The sequence below is a fragment of the Nostoc sp. genome (assembly GCF_036917135.1).
GTDB lineage: Bacteria > Cyanobacteriota > Cyanobacteriia > Cyanobacteriales > Nostocaceae > Nostoc.
The window spans coordinates 160191-182338 of the sequence record NZ_JBALEA010000031.1; the positions used below are offsets into that span (position 1 = coordinate 160191).

20 protein-coding genes are annotated in these 22148 nt (G+C 41.4%); 2 read left to right on the plus strand and 18 right to left on the minus strand.

The window, feature by feature from the left end; all coding sequences use genetic code 11:
- Window positions 1-49: 49 nt before the first annotated feature.
- The 10 genes from V7K50_RS09355 to V7K50_RS09400 form a co-directional block, all read right to left on the minus strand.
- Window positions 50-625, minus strand: coding sequence for an NADPH-dependent FMN reductase (locus tag V7K50_RS09355; protein ID WP_334959325.1), 576 nt, complete (start codon window positions 623-625; stop codon window positions 50-52).
- Between the two features lie 91 nt (window positions 626-716).
- Window positions 717-1247, minus strand: coding sequence for a DM13 domain-containing protein (locus tag V7K50_RS09360; protein ID WP_334959327.1), 531 nt, complete (start codon window positions 1245-1247; stop codon window positions 717-719).
- A gap of 444 nt (window positions 1248-1691) precedes the next feature.
- Window positions 1692-3263, minus strand: a complete 1572-nt coding sequence (locus tag V7K50_RS09365) for a Na+/H+ antiporter (protein ID WP_334959329.1) — start codon at window positions 3261-3263, stop codon at window positions 1692-1694.
- A gap of 100 nt (window positions 3264-3363) precedes the next feature.
- Window positions 3364-4761, minus strand: coding sequence for a pentapeptide repeat-containing protein (locus V7K50_RS09370; protein WP_334959331.1), 1398 nt, complete (start codon window positions 4759-4761; stop codon window positions 3364-3366).
- A gap of 72 nt (window positions 4762-4833) precedes the next feature.
- Window positions 4834-5835, minus strand: a complete 1002-nt coding sequence (locus tag V7K50_RS09375; RefSeq protein ID WP_334959333.1) for a mechanosensitive ion channel family protein — start codon at window positions 5833-5835, stop codon at window positions 4834-4836.
- A gap of 323 nt (window positions 5836-6158) precedes the next feature.
- Window positions 6159-7169: a DUF389 domain-containing protein gene (locus tag V7K50_RS09380; protein WP_334959335.1), complete on the minus strand. Its 1011-nt coding sequence runs from the start codon at window positions 7167-7169 to the stop codon at window positions 6159-6161.
- A gap of 112 nt (window positions 7170-7281) precedes the next feature.
- Window positions 7282-8616 carry a two-component system sensor histidine kinase RppB gene (rppB, locus tag V7K50_RS09385; RefSeq protein WP_334959337.1) on the minus strand — a complete coding sequence of 445 codons (1335 nt, stop codon included), beginning with the start codon at window positions 8614-8616 and terminating at the stop codon, window positions 7282-7284.
- 298 nt (window positions 8617-8914) lie between these two features.
- A complete protein-coding gene (rppA, locus tag V7K50_RS09390) occupies window positions 8915-9649 on the minus strand; it encodes a two-component system response regulator RppA (protein ID WP_334959339.1) in 735 nt (244 codons plus the stop codon).
- 451 nt (window positions 9650-10100) lie between these two features.
- A complete protein-coding gene (locus V7K50_RS09395; protein ID WP_334959341.1) occupies window positions 10101-10481 on the minus strand; it encodes a hypothetical protein in 381 nt (126 codons plus the stop codon).
- A gap of 113 nt (window positions 10482-10594) precedes the next feature.
- Window positions 10595-12169, minus strand: coding sequence for a GMC family oxidoreductase (locus tag V7K50_RS09400; RefSeq protein WP_334959343.1), 1575 nt, complete (start codon window positions 12167-12169; stop codon window positions 10595-10597).
- Window positions 12170-12859: 690 nt separating this feature from the next.
- Between V7K50_RS09400 and V7K50_RS09405 the strand changes: the two genes are divergently transcribed.
- Entirely contained in the window at window positions 12860-13789 is a 930-nt protein-coding gene (locus tag V7K50_RS09405; RefSeq protein WP_334959345.1) for an SMP-30/gluconolactonase/LRE family protein, read from the plus strand.
- Window positions 13786-14352, plus strand: a complete 567-nt coding sequence (locus V7K50_RS09410) for a DoxX family protein (RefSeq protein WP_334959347.1) — start codon at window positions 13786-13788, stop codon at window positions 14350-14352. The genes V7K50_RS09405 and V7K50_RS09410 overlap by 4 nt, the downstream gene beginning before the upstream one ends.
- A 69-nt stretch (window positions 14353-14421) precedes the next feature.
- On the opposite strand, the gene V7K50_RS09415 is transcribed toward V7K50_RS09410, so the two are convergent.
- The 8 genes from V7K50_RS09415 to V7K50_RS09450 all read right to left on the minus strand — a co-directional run bounded on the left by V7K50_RS09415 (window position 14422) and on the right by V7K50_RS09450 (window position 22111).
- On the minus strand, window positions 14422-15924 hold the full coding sequence (locus V7K50_RS09415) for an FAD-dependent monooxygenase (protein ID WP_334959349.1): 1503 nt from the start codon (window positions 15922-15924) through the stop codon (window positions 14422-14424).
- Complete coding sequence (locus V7K50_RS09420) at window positions 15921-16631, minus strand: VOC family protein (RefSeq protein ID WP_334959351.1); 711 nt, start codon at window positions 16629-16631, stop codon at window positions 15921-15923. Before V7K50_RS09420 ends, V7K50_RS09415 begins: the two co-directional genes overlap by 4 nt.
- A gap of 51 nt (window positions 16632-16682) precedes the next feature.
- A complete protein-coding gene (locus tag V7K50_RS09425) occupies window positions 16683-16811 on the minus strand; it encodes a hypothetical protein (RefSeq protein WP_334959353.1) in 129 nt (42 codons plus the stop codon).
- An 84-nt stretch (window positions 16812-16895) separates the two neighbouring features.
- Window positions 16896-18263: an NAD(P)/FAD-dependent oxidoreductase gene (locus V7K50_RS09430; protein WP_334959355.1), complete on the minus strand. Its 1368-nt coding sequence runs from the start codon at window positions 18261-18263 to the stop codon at window positions 16896-16898.
- 199 nt (window positions 18264-18462) lie between these two features.
- A complete protein-coding gene (locus tag V7K50_RS09435) occupies window positions 18463-18708 on the minus strand; it encodes a hypothetical protein (protein WP_334959356.1) in 246 nt (81 codons plus the stop codon).
- Between the two features lie 38 nt (window positions 18709-18746).
- Complete coding sequence (locus V7K50_RS09440) at window positions 18747-19409, minus strand: cytochrome c oxidase subunit 3 (RefSeq protein WP_442944565.1); 663 nt, start codon at window positions 19407-19409, stop codon at window positions 18747-18749.
- 115 nt (window positions 19410-19524) lie between these two features.
- The gene (locus V7K50_RS09445) at window positions 19525-21201 is read right to left on the minus strand and encodes a cytochrome c oxidase subunit I (RefSeq protein WP_334959360.1); all 1677 of its coding nucleotides are present in this window, start codon (window positions 21199-21201) and stop codon (window positions 19525-19527) included.
- Window positions 21191-22111 carry a cytochrome c oxidase subunit II gene (locus V7K50_RS09450; RefSeq protein ID WP_334959361.1) on the minus strand — a complete coding sequence of 307 codons (921 nt, stop codon included), beginning with the start codon at window positions 22109-22111 and terminating at the stop codon, window positions 21191-21193. Before V7K50_RS09450 ends, V7K50_RS09445 begins: the two co-directional genes overlap by 11 nt.
- Window positions 22112-22148: the final 37 nt, after the last annotated feature.

Genomic DNA, 22148 nt, shown 5'->3' on the forward strand with positions numbered 1-22148 from the left:
GAGTTTTGCCAAAGTTAATTCGCTATGAATTAAGTAACTGGGGTAGCTTTCACTTTTTCTCCAGGCTGACTTCTTGTCGCCCATATTTTAGGACAGTTGACATCCAAACCAATTCGTCCATAAACCTTTCCATACGACGAATGTAGGTTGGTTTGTCAATCAAATTACCCGAATCATCAAATAGTTTTTGAACGTTGCTAAAGTTGAGGTCGTAGAAAATAGTCATTAGCCCCAACTCCCGCATCACAGGTAAAAGGTTTTGGATTACCCTTGTACCACCAAAGGGGCCTGCGGAAACGCCACACAGCCCAACGGCTTTATGAATGTATTCTTTAAGGCAGGTGTCAAGTATGTGTTTGAGTAAACCTGGATAACCGTGGTTATACTCTGGTGCAACGATAATTAATCCATCTGCCCGTTCCATTGTTGCAGAAAATTGAGGGTCTTTGAGTGGTTCACCTGCATCATCATTAGCGATCGCTATATTTCTAATATCGATCAGTTCGGTTTCTAAGCGATCGCGTAGTGCAACCTGCTCAACGATAAATTTAGCAACGTGTTCACTCTGGCGACCTTGACGAGAAGTACCAAGGATAACTGGAATAAATAAGGATGAATCTGACATAGTTTTTTCTCCCTACTGTTCTTGATCTACTTTACCTTCTAGTTTCATCAACTTTCTCCTGGTAATTTATTGTTGAATTGTTGGTTAATATTTACTGACTCAAACTAGCAGCGCCAAAAGTAGCATTAAACTTGCGACACCAGATAGCGATGGATTTGTAGTCTGCTAAATGAATATTGTTAGGAATAGCATAAGTTTGAGCGCCACTATATTTTTGTAACGGAGCTAGGATAAAATAATCTCCGTTTTGTAAGGGATATGATGGTGGCTTAGTTGAATTAATCACGTTATCTGAACGATGCAAAATTACTACTAAATCTGGCCCTGATTCAGAAGTCTTAAATGACTCATCAAGCTCTAAAAATGATTTGCCATCTTTAGTGGTGATACTAACTTTCCCTTGAGTTGTATGTTCTCCAGAAACAAACGTGCCTGACTTAATAGCAGTTGAATCTGGAGATTGTGCTGAGTTTGCTAATGCTTTCACCTGAGTTGAAGACACGGGAACAGAGGCATTCACAGCTATAGGACTTTCATTAGCCTGGTTCTTTGATACTTCGGGGACGCAGCCAACCATGAGAAGAGAAGACAAGCCCAGTATTAATAAATATCTTGATTTCATAATATCAATTCCTCAATGTATCAATCAGTAATATGTAGCGGTTCTCGCGTGGATGCAATACACTCTGACCTCTCTCCTAAAAGGAGAGAGGAATGGAATCTTGCTCCCCAACGCTAGTAGGGAAGGGGCTGGGGGTTAGGTCTGTATTGGACTCAACCGAGAAGCGCTATAAATCTTAGCTTGAACTTTAAACTGATTATTGCTTAAATAATTCATCTAAGAATTATGAATATATAAGGATTGATATCTAAAAAACTGATATTTTCCTTAGAAAGTTCTTAGAGATTTCTCAGCAAAATTTAAATTTTTAGGTTACGGGTAATTAAATGTAAAAAAAGATACGGTAATTTAGCAATAACCACCCTGGCTTTTGCTTGCTATTTGTTGTAAGCATTTGCATTTATTTAAGTAAAATTTCATACTTTTTTACTTTAGCTAGCATATTTATTCCTTCCCATCTGCTCTGTCATGGGTTGGTTGTAAAAAAGGTGAGAGTTCTTTATTTAACTTACCTGCGCGGACAAACTCAGCGTAGGTATCAGCTTCAATTGCCAGCAGTTCCCCTCGCAGTTCTTCGGTTGTAAATTCTTGTAAATTTGGGTATTCATCAAGTAACTTATCAATTTCTTCTTGCAAACAGGTAATTTCACTTGAAAGTAGCGTCTTTTGGTAGTCATAAAACTCTGGCAGAATGCCGGGACGCTTTTGTGCTGTTTCTAAATATTCCAGTACCCTTTGGAGAGCAACTTGACGGGCAATTGCTTCGGTGTATTTTTGACGTAGCGGTTGCGAACCTAAAAGTTGGAGTTTCTCTAATAATGGTTGGATGGTTAAACCTTGTACTAACAGGGTAAATAAAACTACTCCAAATACTGTGGCAATAATTTCTTCCCTTTGGGGGAGTATGGCTGGTACACTCAAGGCCAGGGCGATGGAGACAGAGCCGCGTAGCCCACCCCACGTCAATACAGTTTGTTCAGATAAAGGAATTTGGGATTTAGCTAACCAGTTGCTGAGACTACTTAAAGCATAAATAGATACTGCCCGTCCCACAATCATAGCTGCGATCGTCACTGCAATAGTTTTTAGGTTATCTCCTAAGACGGCAAAGCGAATTTGATCGCCAATTAAGAGAAAAACAATCGAATTCACAAAAAAAGCTAGAAATTCCCAAAATTCAGTAACAATGATCCGCGTGCGCGGATTCATCCCAATGCGTGAGCCAAAGTTGCCTAAAATTAAAGCTGTGGTGACAACTCCAATCACTCCAGAACCACCTAAATATTCTGTAATTAGGTAAGTGCTGTAGGCAGAAACCAGGGTAAGAGATTGTTCTACTAATGGTAAGTCGAAACGTTGGGTTAGATAGGAAATACCAAACCCAATTAGTCCTCCTACGCTGATACCAATGCCTACTACTTGAAAAAATTCTAATAAAGCAGACTGTAAATCAAGTTTGGCAGTACCTAACGGCAGAGCAACTAATAAGCCAAAAGCCACAACGGCCATACCATCATTAAATAAACTTTCTCCTTCCATCAGCGTTCTTAGACGTTTGCTTGCTCCTAGTTCCCGAAATAGAGCCGTTACCGAAACCGGATCGGTTGCTGATAGACTAGCTCCAACTAATAGAGCAATGCTAAGTTCAAGTCCAGCGAATTGATGAAGACCAATTGCTACTCCGGCAATAGAAATTATCACCCCAACTACTGCATACAGACAAATAGGGAACAAATCCCGCTTTAAGTCTGACCATTTCAAATTCCAAGCAGCTTCAAACAGCAGTGGCGGTAAGAAAATCATCAAAATCAATTCAGGAGAGAGATTAATCAATCGCACATTCACGAATGCTAACCCTAATCCCACTATGACGAGTAAGAGTGTATAAGGAATGCGGCGCAACCAACTAAAAATTTGCGGTAGTGTTGCTACACCCAATGAGACAGATAGTACTAGTAGAAATTGCTTGAGTTGTTCTGCAATTACAACTTTACCCGTAGTAGAATCTAAGACCATAATGGGATTCCAGTTAAATAGAATATTTAGGATCAATTTCTATAAAATTGCCCCAAAACACACAAAATTTACATCCTATAGCTCTTGTCTAATATGTCGTTTATGTTGTCTCTCTCAGTTTGTATTCTATTCTTCCAACACCGTCAACATAAGTGTTTCTATCAAGATAGCCAAAATAATCTTCTTTGTTTCTGACAAAAGCTTCTTCATCCCGACCGAATTGTTCTCGGTTAAAGCCAGCATTAAATCCAAATCTCTGAGTAGGTATACCCCCAACCCACTCTAATCTCTTAAATTTTTTATTATCCAATACAATATTAGGTTTATCTTTGTCATATATACTCATATAATCGAATTTTATCTCGGAAACTGTGATTAATTCTTCTCCTTCTCTTTCTGTAATATGTGATGAGGGATCATAGCTGAAGAAACCAACAAAAATTTGTCCAAGTTTAGAACCAGATTTTATCCTAACGGTAAAATCATAAGTAATTTTTTGGGCATCACTACGCTGACAAACTTCCTCTCTGCTCTGAATCTTCCCAAATTTAACATTAGATTTTGTTAACTCTTCTTCCTTGAAGCCAAAAGAAATGAGGTTAGCTATCGTAAAGTCCCCATGCTCATATAGAGCTCCACGGAAGTCCGTTTCGCTCAGGATAGCTTTACCGAATTTCGCTTCCGTGAGGTTAGCTTCCTTGAAGTCCGCTTTCGTAAGGTCTGCACTAGTGAAATCAGCTTTATTGAGGTTGGCTTTCGTAAGGTCTGCACTAGTGAGGTTTGCACTAGTGAAGATAACTCCCGGCAGGATAATTCCCCTGAGATTGACTTTCTTGAGATTGGCTCCTGTAAAATTTAACTCTGATAAGTCTAAATTTTTCAAGTGTTCTAAAAGGCCGCTATCACCAAGGAAGGATAAAACACTTGCTTTACGCTCAATGTCATATTTAAACAAACGTAATAGGGATAATGTTTTTGCTGTAATGATAGATATTGCTGCTTCAGAATCAATATCAATATATGATGCTTCGGCTTTCAGTATTTTCATTAATCTTTTATCGACAGTAAACTCTGACAAAATTTTCAAGTAATCCTGTAAAGTTACTTCATGTTTTTGAGCAGTAGCAGCTTTATCATCAGCATCTAGTTTAGCAGCAGCTTTAGCATCAGCATCTAGTTTAGCAGCACCTTGAGCCTTGTCCTGTAAGTCCTTAAAAAACCAACCCAAATAAGCTAACATGACAGGGGCGATTAATAACCCTATCCAGTCCCAAAGCGTTTTTGCAGATTCAAGCTTATCGGTAGTTGTCTTCTTAGTTATCTTCTCAACTCCCTTGTTATCGGCTTGCTTTTCCGTAATAGTCGATGAATTTATAGTAGTACTTTCCCCAAATCCTGACCAGGAGAAGCGGTAAGATACTATAATTACTACAATGATTACAACACCCACACCCACAATTACAAGTTTATTGGTATTGGTATTAGTATTATTACTCATTGATGAACCTCTCAAAGTTGTGTAAAGAAACTTGTACCCAACTAATCCTACTTAATGCAGTCGGTGCAAGGACTACGCTTGTGGAGAATCTACGTTACCATTATCATCTCTTTGTGTCTGCATTTGAGCAAGTAACCTGAGTGAATCACCAATGTTACGGGGTTTTGGTACTTTGCCTTTACCAGATGGCCAACCTTCACGCTGACGAGAGCGATCGCCATCTATCTCTTCTGTCTGGTCATGGAATAAAATTTGCTGTGTGGGAAAGGGTAAATCGATGCCGTTTTGAACTAACGTTTTCTTAATTGTAGAAAGTACCTTGTCCCGTGAGGCGAGGTCATCTGCACGTCGTGGCGGGTTAATCCACCAACGAATGCGGATATTAACAGTACTTTCGGCAAGTTCCATGAGCAGCACATCAGGTGCAGGGTCTTTCAGTATTTCCGGCACACTATGCAATGCTTCAAGCATTAACTCCTTGGCTAGGTCTATATCATCGCCGTAACCAATACCGACATCATACTGTAGTCGGCGACTGTCAAAGGCAGTGTTTACAGTTACCGAATTAGTGAACAATTCTGAGTTAGGAATGACAATGCGACGACCATCGTAAGTTCTAATTGTTGTCGCTCGTGTCTCAATATTTTCTACAGTTCCCTCAAAGCCTTGAAAAACTATTTGGTCATTGATTTGGAACGGCTCTGTCAAGAGGATCAGAATCCCAGCCAAGAAGTTTTGTAGGATGTCACGAAAGGCAAAGCCGATCGCTACGCCGCTAATCCCCAGTAGTTGTATCAAATCTCCGGCTCGAAATGTCGGTATTACAATCGACAAAGCCACAAATAGCCCGATTAATAGTATTGTACCTTGCGCCAAGCGTCCCAGTACTAGTCCTAGATTCCGAGCTTGGTGGCGATCGCGAGTTAATCGTTTAACTACTCTCTTAATCGCTCTAGCCACCACGAAGAAGATTGCAAAGACAATCAATGCCAGCACGATATTCGGCAGTAGGACAATGAATCCGTTAATCATTCCCTGGATTCTGTCCCAGAGTGCGGATATATCTGCATTCATGATCTTACTTGCTTAATTAGTCAACCTTAATAAGGATATAAAAATATCCTGATATCTAACTCCACCTTTAGTTAGTTTTTCCTATCTATAAATAGGATGAAAAATTTAGTTGACATATTATGCTAAATCTCCTTCGTAATAAACATGAAACTCTTGCTAAAACAAAAAATAAGAATTATTTAATAACATTTTAGGCGGTTGGTTGGGTTTTGGGTTTTTTACCTATATTTTTCAAGCAAGTTTTGATGTTTAACTAATAATTTGGCATAACAGGTACGGAAGAACCATTTATCTTAGGGCAAGATAATAGGATTTTAGATATTTTATTTGTGAGGAGAATCTGATTTTTCTCCTCTGACTTCTTTCACCTGACTAACTTCAAAAATCAGGGAAAAACGTTGCCCAGTTTCTTTTTCAAGAAACGCTTCTAAAAGGCTTACTTGCTTTGATGTTACAGGTTCTTGTGCGCTAACACTCAAGCGAACTTGAGGCGGATTACTCAGCCAATTAGTATCAGTTTTCAGTAGTTCCAAACGTTGAAAAGTTACAGTTCGGTTCAGCAGTGCCTTTCTCAAATGGGTTTCGAGTTCTGCTTGTCTAACTAATCGGGTAAAGCTCACAGTTAAAGGTATTAATAAAGCACCTGTTAACGCCAATGCCCATAGCAGCGCTTTTTGGGCGCGATCGACAGGAGAATAACCGGTGAATAAAAATGTCAGCATACAAGCAAGGCTAATACCCAAAAGGTTCGTTAGGTAGAGCAAAGTCGCTCCTAAGCTGAGTGACAAGTTAAATTTTGCTAGACCTAAACCGATGACGCAAATTGGGGGCATAAGGGCAACAGCTATTGCCGTCCCTGCCACACTAGCAGAGATTTTTGAATTAACCTTAGCGTAGCCACTGATACAACCTGCTGCGACTGCAATACCCAAATCAAGCAGGTTAGGTTTGGAGCGAGATAGCACTTCACTGCCGAAACTAGGTAGATTAACGATCCAACCGATACTGCAAGAAATTAAAAGTGCTAGTAATGTGCCTAAGAATACTGCTATTACGCCTTTACGAAATAGGTTAATATTTCCAATTAATGCACCAAAGGCTAAACCTCGAATTGGCAACATCAGAGGTGCGATAATCATTGCGCCGATAATTACAGCAGTGCTATTGGCAAGTAGACCAAATGTAGCGATCGCACATGAGCCAATAATCAAAACCAAATATGTTGCGTCGAGACTAGACTCTGACAACAATTCATGTACTAACTGTTTTAGTTGTGATGGTTCAACCCTTTTGTGCTTAAAACCTCTGAAGCGATTACGAATATTATTTATCAAAACTCCTCCAAATCAAATGGTTTTAGATTCTGGATTTTAAACAAAAGCTTTAGCATAGAATATCGTTATCAAGATAAATAATGCACTAGATAGCAACATTTATTTCCAGAAATCACGATGAAAGAGGAAGCCGAACTGTAAATGTACTACCTAGCCCAGGTTGACTTTGAACGTGAATATTGCCTTTATGCGCTCTGGCGATGGCGATGGCGATCGCTAATCCCAAACCCGAACCGCCAGAGGTGCGAGAGCGGTCGCGATCTACTCGGTAGAAGCGATCGAAAATTCGCTGTTGATGTTCAACAGCAATACCAATTCCTGTATCTTGAATTTTAATCATGGCGTAAAGCTCACTTTTTTCCAAAAAAACCGTGACTTTTCCACCGCTAGATGTGGCTTGAATTGCATTGGCAATTAAGTTGGAAATTAAGCGATAAAGCTGTTCTTCATTTCCCATCACATACAGTTTTTCTGAGACTTGCACCTGTTTAGAGAGATTGACTTTAGTTTCTACTGCCAAAAATGCTAATTCCTCAGTTAAATCGCTAATTAAATCATTTAAACAGCAAGACTGATATTCTCCTGTTAGTTGTTTTTGATCTATCCTCGTTAATAACAGCAAATCTCCGACTAATTGTGATAGTCGCCGATTTTGGCGTTTAAGTACATCTAAAATTCCACCATTGGATTTTGGTTCTTGCTGTAACTTAATAGCAGCTTCAATAGTAGAGTACATTGCTGCTAAAGGTGTGCGAAACTCATGGGCAGCATCAGCAGTAAATTGTTGCATTTGTTGGTAGGAAAGATATACAGGTTGCATTGCCCTTCCTGCCAACCACCAACTAGACAAACCAACGAAAATCATGGAAATTGGTAATCCTAACACCAAAGCTAATCTTAAATAAGCCAGATGTTGGTCTAAATCAGTGATACTACGCGCCACTTGTAGATAACCCGAAACCTGTTTTTGAGTATACAAAGGTAAAGTGATTTCGCGGTATCGAGTACCAGAGGAATCTGTTAAGATTTGCCAATGCTGTAATTCTGAGGTAATCGGTAACTTGTCAAATTCCATGCCTCCACTAGCAAAAAGTTTTCCTGAGCTATCCAATAAGCGTATATAGTAATTAACTGGATTCGCCGCCTCTGTGATTGATTTTTTAATGGCTGTTGTTTTAGGCAAGCAATTTGTCTGAGCCACACATAATTCTAAAGAAAATTCTTTCGCAAGGCGTTGTAATTGTCCGGGTTGCTGCCAAGCCGGTTCAATACTTTTATGAAGTGCATTTGCGACTGATTGCAATCCCTGGTCTATGGTTTCATAGTAGGCATGGGCAACCACACTATAAACCCCCAAACTAGATAGCCCTAAAATACCGCCCATGACGAGGGTATACCAAGCTGCCAGGCGCAACCTAGTCTGGTGGAAAATCGGGTTGCGTTCCATATTTCTATAACCTTACTGAAAGTGTCATTTCCAATTCGCAATTTCCAATTCGCAATTATTATCCCCTAACTTTAGTTAGGGGCTTGGATCTTGATACTAAGTGTTTTGATTTTTACATAATTAAAATTAGGGGCAATGACCTTGAAGGATGAATCAATTATTCAATTACGTCCGCCATTGCGTTAGCGGAGCGGGGCGTTAGCCCATTGCGTTAGCGACGTTCGCGTAGCGTCTCCGTCAGGAGAAGGAGCGTCACTGCGAATTGCGAATTGTTCGGTCGCTGTCGAGTTAACAGAAATCATCTGCCTATTTCCGCAGCTGGAATATTGAGACGATAGCCCACACCATAAACAGTTTCAATTAAAGATTCGTTCTCTTCTTCTCCTAATTTGCGTCTCAATAAGCGAATTTGTGCTGCTACGACATTGCTAACTGGTTCTGCACCAATTTCCCAAAGCTGATTAATAATTTGGTCGCGGCTGATAATTTGGTTAGGATGTCTCATGAAATATTCCAACAATTGAAATTCCTTGACAGTTAAAGAGAATACTTGATTTTCACCGTGACAATACTGACGAGTAAGTTGATGAGTGCTGTAATTGAGAGTCAGGCAACCTACTTGTAAGCGTCGGGGTTGGACTTGAGGTGTCAGCGTTGTTCCTACGTAAGAGGAGCGCCGTTGTAATGCCCGCAATCTTGCCAACAGTTCTGCCATATCAAAGGGTTTAACCAAATAATCATCTGCACCGCTATCTAGACCAATAATCTTTTCCTCCATTCGGTCTTTAGCCGTTAGCATCAATACAGGTAGAGTTAATTGGCGATCTCGCAACCATTTACACAACTCTATCCCCGATACTCCAGGCAGCATCCAATCAAAAATCGCAAGTGTGTACTCAGTCCAACCAGTTTCTAAATATTGCCATGCCTGAGTACCATCTAGAAACCAGTCAACTATATACGCCTCATGGCTCAGGACTTGTTTTATTGCTGCGCCTAAATCTGCTTCATCCTCAACTAATATCAGCCGCATAGTCAACCCAGTGCTAAAAGCCTTCTTTAATTACGCTTTCACGAAAAAGTGAAATCATTATGAAATTTTGATTCTACTTAAGAAATAAATATTGATGCCTCCATAATTTTTGATTCATACAAAAATAAAGTTTTTCTGCTTGTTAAGTTATCAATATTTATTATCTCAATAGTAGGAAGCAAACTTTATATAGCAATCATAAATGAGTTTTGGAAAATATTTTTTGAATCGAACCACAGAGATATAGAGGACAAAGAGAGGTAATAAATAGGGATTTTTACGAATGATTTAGGACTGGTAGAGCTATTTTATAAATGAGGTGACAACTATGTTGTTGATAGTTGTCACAAAAACATTTTATTCGTAAGAATATGACTCAATTGTGACTGTGGGTTGCCTTTATTGACATGATTATTTTGGATTAATTCGTAATTCGTAATTAATTTTTTGTTTATGTAGCTTGCATTTTTTCACCTTGAGGTTTTGATAGTGCTTGTAGTTCTTCCCAACTATAGTGACTAGGTAATTCAATTGGTTTGTGATTTGCTCCTAATCCCAATCCAACTGTCGGTTCGAGTTCTTCAGTAAATTCCTCTACATATTCTGCCAACTTATTGGCTGCAAGCCCACCAGTAATTGCCCCTGCAAGCCCACCAATTGCAGCACCCATCTTACCACCAATTGAGCGACCCAGTGCGGCTCCTGCAAAGCCACCTCCCACAACACCTAGACCTGTCGCTAAGGAATCAGAATCTATCTGTTCTGACTCGTCCTGTTGAGATTGAATCTGTGGTTGCTCAATTGGTGTAATTTGTCGTTCATCCTTCGTCATAATGTTTCTCCTTTTTGCTATTTACTCTTGACCAATAACCTGTTCATTTCAGTCGTTAAGCTATGCGTTAGTGTACCCTTCCCTACGAGATGCCAAGGGCGAACGGGATTTTGCTACGCGGAGCGTGCTGCAAGCAGATCGCCAACACGCAATGCATTCGCCATAATTGTAAGTGTTGGGTTAGCACCAGAATTTGACGGAAAGAAACTACTATCTACCACGTAGAGATTATCGACATCATGAGTACGGCAATTGATGTCAAGAACTGAGGTTTTGGGATCTGTGCCAAATCGACAACTACCACATTGATGAGCAACTGCTTGTTCAGGTAGGTGAGTGCGGGGATAAAGGCTAAATGGCAGAACGTGTTTAGCAGAGTGAGGGATTGACTTGAGTACAGATGTCCATCGGTGAATTAAGCGATCGCTTGCTTCGGTATTGTTCAGTGTATAATCAAGATGAATCTTGTCACCCACCACCCGAACCCGATTATTCGGATCTGGTAAATCCTCTGTCTGCAACCACCAACCAACCGATCGCTCGGCCAGCAAATGGCGCTCAAAATGAGGAATCAGCTTGACAAATGGAGCCATCAGTGGCGGTGCTTCTCCGGGAATCATATCGGCAAGTACATTACCTGTATTCTGCACCATGCCCATCGGATAAGGAAAATCTGGCTCTCCCCAGTAAAAATCGTTGACAGCGATCGTTTTTTGAAAGTTGGCGTGATTCACTTCTAGATGTATGGAAACTATGGCCGTTTCCAGTTGCTTCATGAAATTCCGCCCCACTTGATCGGAACTATTTGCTAATCCGTTGGGATGTTTGTCATTAGCAGAGCGTAACAGCAAAGCAGCTGAGTTGACAGAACCACAGGCGACAACCACAATATCGCTTGTGAACCAATGTTGCTCTCCGGCAATTTCAGTTTCTACCTTCGTCACTTCTCGCCCCGACTCACTGGTATGCAGCCGCAAGACTTTGGCATTAGTTAAGAGAGTAACATTGGCATACTTTTCGCGGGCGGGACGAATGGCGTTGATATCAGCATCGGCTTTTGCCTGTACCAGACAGGGGTATCCATCAAAAGTATCGCAGCGAATACAGGGACTATTTAGGCGATCGCTTTCATTCAGCTTTAATCCTAATGGCAGGTGAAATGGATAATAACCCAGTTCCCGGATGCCATCAGCAAGAGACTGCATATCTGGCTCATGACTGACTGGCGGATAAGGATATGGTTCGCTGCGAGGTGGTTCAGTGGGGTCTTCCCCTTCCTGTCCATGCACATCATAGAGCTTTTCTGCTTGGGTGTAGTATGGCTCAAAGTCTTGATACTTCAAAGGCCATTCTGGAGAAATTCCTCCTTTATGAATTACCCTTTCAAAATCTCGCTCCCGGAATCTAATTAGGGCTGCACCGTAGAGTTTGGTATTGCCACCAACCCAGTAGCCTGTCTGAGGATTAAAGGCTTTACCTTCTTTGTTATACCATTGCTCATCAGTATGGTAGCGATGTTTTTGATAGACTTCCTCTGGATTCCAGTTAGCTTTTTCTCTCGGCAAAAAGTCGCCTCTTTCCAGTACTATAATTTTTTTACCTGTGGGTGCAAGGCGGTGGGCTAATGTACCTCCACCGGCCCCTGTACCGATAATAATGATGTCGTAATGTTCTGTGATGCTAGTCATAATTGATAATTAGTAATTTCAGATTAATTACGGTTTAATTTCTTTGATGCCACAAATTAATTTGGCAATAGCTTAAGTTACTTTATAAGTTTTATCAAAATTTAAATAGCTCTAAAGACAGATTCTTATGCTTAGACTAAAGCTTTAATTACAATATTGCTTCTCTCTAATGGATTAATATTTATTTATGCCTAAAGACAGGTTAGTATTTCATTTTAATTTCATTTTTTATTTCTATTGTATGAATTAGCTATGTAATCTCTTTACAAAAATAGGAAATAAATTTTGCTTGGCATTTTTGATGAAGCTATTAATTTGATGTGTTAAAAAATATTTAATTTTAAAAATGAATAACTTTATTTTGAATAAAAATAGTCTTTTGGTGCAATCTATATCTATGGTTCAATGTTAATAGAAATCAATAAAGTAAGAATTAGCTTTATAATAATTAACTTTAATATTGTATTTAGTAACTGATGAAAACAGCTAGAAACTTTACACTCAGTACTGCAAGCCGGAAGTCAAAAGTATTATGAAATCAATTTTTTAGGGGTTTTAAATGGTTGCTCTATTTCCGCCGTGGCGTACTCAGTTGGTTACACGATATTAAATATACATCTATAGTATTTTAGTATTAATTTAAACCTGCTATTTATCGTCAGTAGCCAAGTTAAATAACAGGAGATTTCTATGCCTGAAGCCATTGAGATTTATGACGATCGCCTCCTTGCTATTGTACGCCCCGGTGCTTTACTCCAGGAGCTAGCCAATGGTGCAGTCCATAGCGAGGGGCCTGTTTACTTCCATGAAGATGACAGTGTTGTGTGGAGCGATGCTCACGGCAACCGCCTGTTGCGGTGGAGTTCTACCGATGGTGTAAGTGTCCTGCGAGATCCATCTGATTACCAAAGCGGTAATTACCGTGACTTAGAGGGTCGTCTGGTTGCCTGTTCCTCTGGTCTGCGTGCTATTATTCGACACGAACATGATGGTAAATGGAAGGTTTTAGTCGATCGCTACGACAACAAACGCCTGAACAGTCCAAATGATTTGGTAGTCAAAAGCGACGGTACAATTTGGTTCACCGATCCGCCTTATGGGATTACCGAGCCAAACCAAGGTTACGGCGGCGAACAAGAACAACCCGGAAGTTACGTCTATCGCTTTGACCCGGCAACAGGTGAGATTTCTCCTGTAGTAACAGATATGGTACGCCCGAATGGGTTGGCTTTCAGTCCAGACGAAAGCCTTTTGTATGTTTCAGATACAGCTGCGTTTAATATTCCTGGAGGGCCTCATCATATTCGTGTCTATGAGGTTGTGGGCAATCGCTTTGTAAAGAATGGGCGTGTATTTGCAGTCATTGAACCAGGACAACCCGATGGACTGCGGGTTGACAAACATGGCAATGTTTTTACTAGTTATCAAGACAGTGTGCAGATATACGCCCCCGACGGAACTCGCTTAGGAAAAATTCTCGTACCGGAGACATCCGCTAACCTGACTTTTGGTAGTAAGGAAGGCGATTCCCTTTCAGGGACATTTCGTAAATGCTTATTTATCACAGCCGGTCATTCGTTATATGTTATCGACCTTAATACTCGTGGTGTACAGCTATGATTTATCAATTTGGGTTGGGTATAGCGTTAAGCGGAGCTATTCCGAAGGAACTCGCTTTTTTCCTAGCTGCATTTAATTTCCTACAGCTAAGTCCACACTTATTAAGTTCACTTTCTCCTGTGTATCCTGACGGATTTCCCGGATTGGCACTTTTACTTCTCAGAGTTAGCCTTGGCTGGTTGTTTATACTACACGGCTATCCCAAGATAATGCATCTTCGACGGTGGGCTGAGTCTCTAAAAATGCCTGTCTTTCTTTGCTTTTTATCAGCAGCATCGATGTTAGCTGGCGGAATTTTTCTGATTATTGGATTCCTCACACTCTTAGCAACTTTGCCCATTCTCTGCTTAATGATTTTTGCGATATATTTGCACATCACTGGAAGTAAGCCTTTTGTAGCCCAAGATCCATACTTAATTCCTCAAGAACAGTATCAGGGTGCTTTAGGACAAGGTGAACCACCAAGTTGGGAAAAGGCGTTTATGTATTGCGTTATGTTAATTGCGATCGCGGTTTTAGGCCCTGGTGCTTATTCGATCGATGCTTTGATTTTTGGAAGTTGAGTTATTTTATCGTTAACACTGTATTCTACGCATTGCTAGGTCTCTCCAAGGGTTCTGGGTAACGTATAATTAATTACCGGAGACATCTAGTATAAACCCATTCATATAGACTTTGAGATCGTCCAAGGATAATTCTGTAGAGATCAGTCCGATGTAGTTATCTGGTCTTAGTAAAACTTTGAAAGGCTGATTAGTGCCGAAGATTTCCACGACGCGTGGGTAAAGCGGAACAACGTTGAAATCGATAAAATCGCCGTATTTGTTTGCGAGTTCCGCTTGCAAATCTTCATAGTCGTATTCCCCATTGGAGAACACAAGTAAGTGGAATTTCGGAGCGCTGAGGCGATCGTAAACGTTAGTGCCGTCCGCCAGAAAATAGGGCATTCGGTCTCCAGCTTTGACCTCAAAGGAGCGTTGGCGCAGCCTCTGGGCACGAGAATCGCTTGGATGCAGACTTAAAGAACTGTTGCGGTAGTTTATCCCGATTTCAGAAACTAGCTGAAAGATAAACTCTTTTGCTGCGCTAAATCGTGTTACAACACTAGCAAGGCTTGGCAAAATGTTGTCACGGAAAAACTGTAGATACCACTGGTTGCCCGCCGCGACATCAAAAAACTGGTCAGTCGTCTGCAAGAGCCGTTTCGCGTTGGCAAGACGTTCTTCATTGTAAGTTTCCAGAATTGAATCCTTGGCATAGCCTTTCAAAACAAACCCGATTTTCCATGCCAGGTTATAAGCGTCCTGGATACCCGTATTCATTCCCTGACCCCCCGCAGGTGTGTGAATATGCGCCGCATCGCCAGCCAGAAAACATCTACCTTTGGAAAACTTCTCGGCGCGACGAGTATGTACTTTGTAACTGGAAAACCAGCGCACGTTTGTAATCTCCAATGGTCGCTGCACCAATTGCTTGACCTTGTTTTCGACTTCATCGTAGGTTACTTCGCTATCGCCTTGCTCATCATATTCGGGCAGGTTGCCGATTAATCTCCAGTGCTTCTCGCCTTGCATGGGAACGATTAGCACGAAGGAATTCTCTGCCAGAGTGGCGTAAAACGTTGCCTTGTCTGATTGAAATTCCATATCCACGTCCGCGACGTAAAACAGGCGTGCGTAAGTCGAACCTTCAAAATGGAGGTCGAGGAAATGGCGCGTTGGACTGCTTGCACCGTCACAACCCACTAGATACTGGGCTTCAATGGTTTGTGTTTCGCCGTTTGCATTTTTTAGAACTGCTTTCACGCCGTTTGCATCTTGCGTTAAGCTTTCCATTTCGGTCTGCCATTGAACTTCTTTGCCGTTGTGTTGAAGATGCTCGTAAAGCAGACGCTCGTTTTTGTTTTGTTCAAAAACGAGCATAAAAGGAAAAGGGCTGAGTTGCCCGCCGAAGTAGGAAAAATCAAGGTGGGCGCTGATTTTACCGTCGTGCATGAGGTTGCCTTTCTGCACGACCTCGCCCTTTGCAACAGCTTGTTGAGCTAGACCCACTTGGTCGTAAATCTCCAGGGTACGGGCGTGAACAACCAGAGCCTTTGACAAATCTGTAATACCTTCTTTTTTGTCAAAGATCACAAAGGTGATACGAACTGAACCCCGTTACGCCGTAGCTTATCCACTAACTGCTCAAGATTATTTACAACAAGCTCAATTTGCATGTGTGCGATATCATAACTTTTCCAGTCACTCGGCATTGGGCGACCTTTTCCAGGCAAAATATAGTCTAACAGTTCAATTCCCACACCACCTTGAACAGGTCGCAGTGCTGTAATCTTGACTTCTGCTCCTGGTAAATTATCCAAGCGAGATTGGGTTGCACGCCAGTTGACACTGCGGCTATCCATTTGCATTCCCAGGAGGTCGCGGTAAAAGTGTAGACTTTGCTCGGTATTGGAAATTGCGATTGCGCTATGATCAATTCCCAAAAACAAGCGATCGCTATTTTGATGCCATTTATCTTGTCCTTTATCAGGCGGAAACCAAATTAACTCTAAATCATGACCATCAGAGTCTTTAAACTTGAAGGCGCGGACACTACCAGATGCTTTATTCTCATGTGGTATTGTCTGGGGAGTAACTGAAATTGGTTCAATGGAAAATGAACGCAAGTGAGCATAAGCACGATCCATATCACTCACTACAATCGCCAGATGTTGAAACCACAGATCGTTACTTTGTGAATCGCTGGGGATGGGTTTACCCTGAATATTAAGATACTCCCTCAACTCGATAAGTTCATCACCTAATCGTAAAGTGATAATGCGAATTTTTGCCCCAGTCACACCTTCTAAGTCGCTGTAATCCTGTCCTTCAACAGTAATGTCAGAAACGAGTTAAAACAAGAGTGCTTGTGTATAGAATTCCAAAGAGCGATGTCTACGACGGGCTGCGCCTACGCAGTTTGTCACTGTTAAGCCAATAGCTCTAATTCTTTGTACTTGTACATCGGTTTGACTAGACATATTCAACAGCCTCTGTACTTATAATTAACGTTCTCTTAAAGGAGATTATGTCAAGGGAAAAAGCTTTTTAGCACTCCCCAATCCTTATTTACTTTTCTCTTCTTCTCCTAACATTTTTAGTAATTTTCTCGCAGCTAGAATACCCACAACTCCTGCACTAACTATTTCCACAGCTTGTACGACTTTTTTACCTACATCTTGAGGGCTGAGGTGGTGATGAAAAATCTCTTCATCCACCCATTCAGTGGTGGCTTTGAAGTCATGAATTGGTGTTGGCAATAGCGTTAGATAAGTGCCTTGGCGGATTAAATGTCCGGGTTCACCTGTAACTTCAAAAACATTAAAAAGATTAGCAGCAGAATTATTTACCCCTAATTTTAAAAGGGTTCCACGGATATTAACTTTAACAGGTTTGAGTTCTTCTCCTAGAGCGATCGCTTTCAAATTCTGGGCAATATTTGCTCCTTGTTGATAAGCAACTTGGGCTGTAGGTGGTAGTGAATTATCTTGAACTGCTGCACAATCACCGCCTGCAAAAACTTCTGGAAAATCAAGTAGTTGCATGGTTGGAGTGACTAGGGGGCGATCGTGATGATCACGATGTTCTTTGGGAATTGGTAAATCTTTAATCAGTGGATTGATAGAAGTGCCAGCTGTCCAGATTGTAGTATGTGTTGCTAATGTCTCAATCTGCTCATTATGCTTATATTGAATTGAGTTGAGACTAATAGTAGTGGCTTCGGCTTCCACAATTATTTCTATTGGCACAGTGCGTTTATTCAATTCGCGTTCGGCAATTTCTCGCAATGGATTATTAATATCGCCATCAAGGATTTCTTTACCATGATTGAGTAATACCACGCGAATTTCAGCAGAATTTCCTCCCAAAGCGCTATACCAATGTGGTAGAAAATCCGCTAGAGTAGCTGCCATTTCTACACCAGAAGCACCACCACCAACTATGACTACTGTTAATAGTTTTCGGCGTTGTTCTGAATCTTCAGTTTGGACGGCCTTTTGCAAACAGTCACGTAAATGACGGTCAAGAGCGATCGCGTCTTCTTGCGTCCAAAAAGGAAAGGCGTATTCTCTAGCACCATCAACTTGATGATAGCCAGTAACACTACCCAAAGCTAATACTAAGTTGCTGTAATTGTAGGAGTTTCCCGATACTAATTTGACTTCCCTTTGATGCAAGTCTATCGATTGCACTGTATCTTGCACAAAGATGACACCACTACCTTTAAGTAATTCTGAAAAGCGCGGTACTACTTGAAAGCTATCCATTTCGCCATCGAAATACTCATAAAGTAATGGCTTAAAGCAAAAGCGCTCATCTTTATCAATCAAGATAACAGAGCGAGGATAGTTTTCGTGAGCTAAATGTAAGGCTGTAAATAGCCCGGTGAAACCACCGCCGATAATCACAGTTTGATAAACTGGGTTGTTCATAAAATCTCTCATGAAAGGGAATAGGGAAAACTAAGCCGGGAGCATCTCACTTTTGTAAAAACACATCTTCGGGTTTGAAATTCCTAAGAGTCCGCCTACGCGGACTTTGTTTGTGTAGCCGCGATTTATAATCGCCTGGTATATTTGCTTTTTTTCGTAAATCTTGTGAAATTAAAATGTTTTATTAATGAAAGCTTTGCTATACGAATAAAAACAAAGCAATTAAAATAACGCTGAGAATAAGAGCGAACGCAATAGCATATTCAACTCTCTGACTAAAAAATCCGACAGCAGCAATTAGAGCGATCGCTAGCCCAATAATCCCAGCATATTGCTCTTTTTGTAATCCGCGTGCAATTAGTGGGTCTTGACCTGGTGCTGGAGTTTCTTGAATTGTTTTTGGGGCGCGTTCTGAGGCTGGTATTTCTTGCAAGAATAGATTCATCACATTACTCCTTAAAATACTTGGATTTCTGAATGTTTTTATGTTCGCCAAAGATAGAGAAGCGAGAAAATAAAGACCCAAACTACATCAACAAAGTGCCAAAAAAGAGTAGTCGCACTTGTACCGAAGTGAGTCTTATTATAATTGCCTGGAATGAATGAGCGAATCAGCATAATTATCTGAAGCACAACACCAGCCAGAACGTGTAGACCGTGGAAACCTGTTAGTAAGTAAAATGTCGAACCAACTAACCCTGTAGTAATCTTAAAATTGAGACTTTTCCACTCAATTAGCAGACCAACTAAGAAGTAACTTCCCATTGCGATCGTTACTAACCATAGCGAACGAAATTTAGTGAGTTGATTACGCTTAAGGGCATTTTCTGCTGGCTGAATGACAAAGCTGCTGGAAAGTAATACTACTGTATTAATAACTACAGATGTAGATAATTCTGGCCCAGAAATACCGGGTGGTAGCCAGTTATTAGTACTCAGTCGGAGAGCAACATAAGTAAAGATAAAACTTAGAAATATGATGCTTTCTGATAGGAGGAACACGGTAAATCCGAACATTCCTTTACCATGATGATCTTCATGACTACCGCCACCACTTGGAAGGAAGCGCTGTAACCAATTTGGCAAGCGTCGCCGCCACAAATCAAAACGGATTGGACTTTCATCTATATGAGTGCGACGCATAATTCGTAATACTCGTCAAAGGCGAGAAGCAAGCTACGTAATTCGTAATGACGCGACGCTCCTGCGTCGCTATCGAAGACTCGCTAACGTAATTCGTAATTAAAATTGGTCTAATTCCTTACTCATTGTTATCAGAGTTTTCGATTATTGAGTACTTGGGATTTCCATAGTCATAAGGAGGTCTGGTTACAGTTGGAATCTCTTCAAAATTATCTCGCGGAGGTGGTGAAGAGGTTGTCCATTCTAAGCCAGTCGCGTGCCAAGGATTGTCAACTGCCCGCGGCCCGTAAAGCCAAGAACCTACTATGTTAGCAATAAAAGGCAGCGTGGATGCTCCTAGTAAAAATGATGCCAAGCTAGCGACGACGTTCCATCCTTGATACTGTGGATCGTAGGAAGAAACTCGGCGGAGCATCCCTTGTAAACCTAATGGGTGCATAGAGAAGAAGGTAATATTGGCAGGAATAAAGGTCAGCCAAAAATGTAACTTGCCCCAACCCTCAGCATACATTCTTCCAGTGATCTTAGGAAACCAGTAGTAAATTGCCGCGAAGATTGCCATTGTGATCGTATTAAAAACGATGTAGTGGAAGTGTCCCACAACAAAGTAGGTGTTATTAACGTGGATATCAAAGGGCGTGGCAGCAAGCATTACACCAGTAACACCGCCAAAAATAAACATGGCTGCACCTCCCATTGCAAACAGCATTGGTGTCTCTAGGTGTAGTTTGCTCCTCCAGATGGTGGCAGTCCAAGCGAAGGCTTTAATACCAGTGGGTATCGCAACTAACATTGAGGTAGCCATGAAGGTCATCCGCATCCAACCAGGGGTGGCACTGGTGAACATGTGATGTACCCAAACGAAGATGCTGATCGCAGCAATACCTAGAGTAGCAAGAGCAACTGACCGATAACCAAATAGGGGATTGCGAGAAAATGCAGGCAGAACCTCAGCAAAAATACCGAAGGCAGGTAGTGCCATGATATAAACTGCTGGGTGAGAGTAGAACCAAAATAGGTGTTGGTAAATAATGGGGTCGCCATTTCCATCCGGTTTAAAAAATTGTGTACCAAAGGAGAGATCAAACAACAGCAGTACCAATGCAGCTGTCAAGGCAGGTAAATTAATCAGTTGCAACAACTGGGCGCTGAGAACCGACCAAACAAACACGGGCATCCGAAAAAACGTCATCCCTGGGGCGCGCATCCAAAAGATGGTTGTGACAAAGTTGACAGCCCCCATAATTGAAGAGATGCCGATTAGTACTAAGCTAACTATCCAAATAAATTGGCCGTTAATCAACTGACCACCTATAACTTGCAGACTAACTGGTGGATAAGCCCACCAACCAGATTGGGCAGTGCCGTTTGGTAAGAAGAAGCTAGATAGTAGTAAAAGACCTGCGGGTGGTAGAATCCAAAATGAGATGGCGTTGAGCAGGGGAAAAGACATATCCCGCGCTCCAATCATTAGCGGTACTAAATAGTTAGAAAGACCGGCATTGAAGGGAATAATCCACAGGAAAATCATGATTGTCCCGTGCATGGTGAACAAACCATTATAAAGCGGGCGATCGACCAAATTTGATTCTGGGGTGAGCAATTCAGCCCGAATGAGCATTGCCAACAGCCCGCCAATCAGGAAGAAAATGAAGGTCATCACCATGTACTGAATTCCAATCACCTTATGATCGGTGTTGAAGCTGAAATATTGCCGCCAAGTATTACCCTGCTGGTTCTGGGAACTTTCCGATTCTTGATCCCCGGTAATCTCTTGACTAAAATCATGTGTCATTATTTTGCTTCCTTTTATTGGCAATGCCAGGTTGAGCCGGTGTGACGGTGTACCAACCGCTATTAAACAATGTTTTTGGTGGTTGAATATTTTCGGCAACTACCTGATTTACAGGGGTTGGTTCGCTATTAGCAGTTTGTGTGAGCCACTGATTATATTGATCGAGTGATTCAACGTATACATCCGTTTCCATTAGGGCAAAGTAAGTACCGCTAAATTGAGAATCTTTCAGCCGATATTTGCCTGGGCGAATGGGCGTTAGCACAATATCAATGTCGCGCCCTGGAATAATATCTTGCTTTAAGCGAAACTCAGGGACATAGAAACCGTGGATTACATCCTGGGCTTGCAGATTTAAGCGAGTGCTGCGATTGATCGGCAGATGCAGTTGATTGCTAGTAACGTTATTTGGATAACGAAAAGACCAATCCCACTGCTTAACGAAAACATCAATAGTTTCAGATGCAGGCTTGGGGCGATCGCTAACAGTTTCGGCGTATGCTGGTGCAGATTCTAGGGGTGTATGCAAATGCACGATTTCGTTTAAACCCAAAATATTTAATTGCTGATAAATATTGAAGCTTTGAAAGGCAATCCACACTACTAACAATGTTGGGGTTGCTGTCCACAATATTTCTAGCTTCGCATCACCTCTAGAAGCGTGTCCTTCGGTGTAGTCTTCTGGGGGGGCGCGATGGAATGCGATCGCATACACCATAACGCCAACTAGCCCAAGCAAGATAAATGCTCCAATTGAGACTAAGAAGCTAAACAAATCATCTACCCGTTGTGCTTCTGCTGTGGCTTGGGGAGGCATCCAAGAAAACGCCTGTTGCCCAATCCACCGACTGACTACGAGCAGTAATGCTACATAAAACGCTATTAATACATATTCAAAAACACTAAACATAAAATTCAATAAATTTTCGTTTAATTTGGCAATGGTA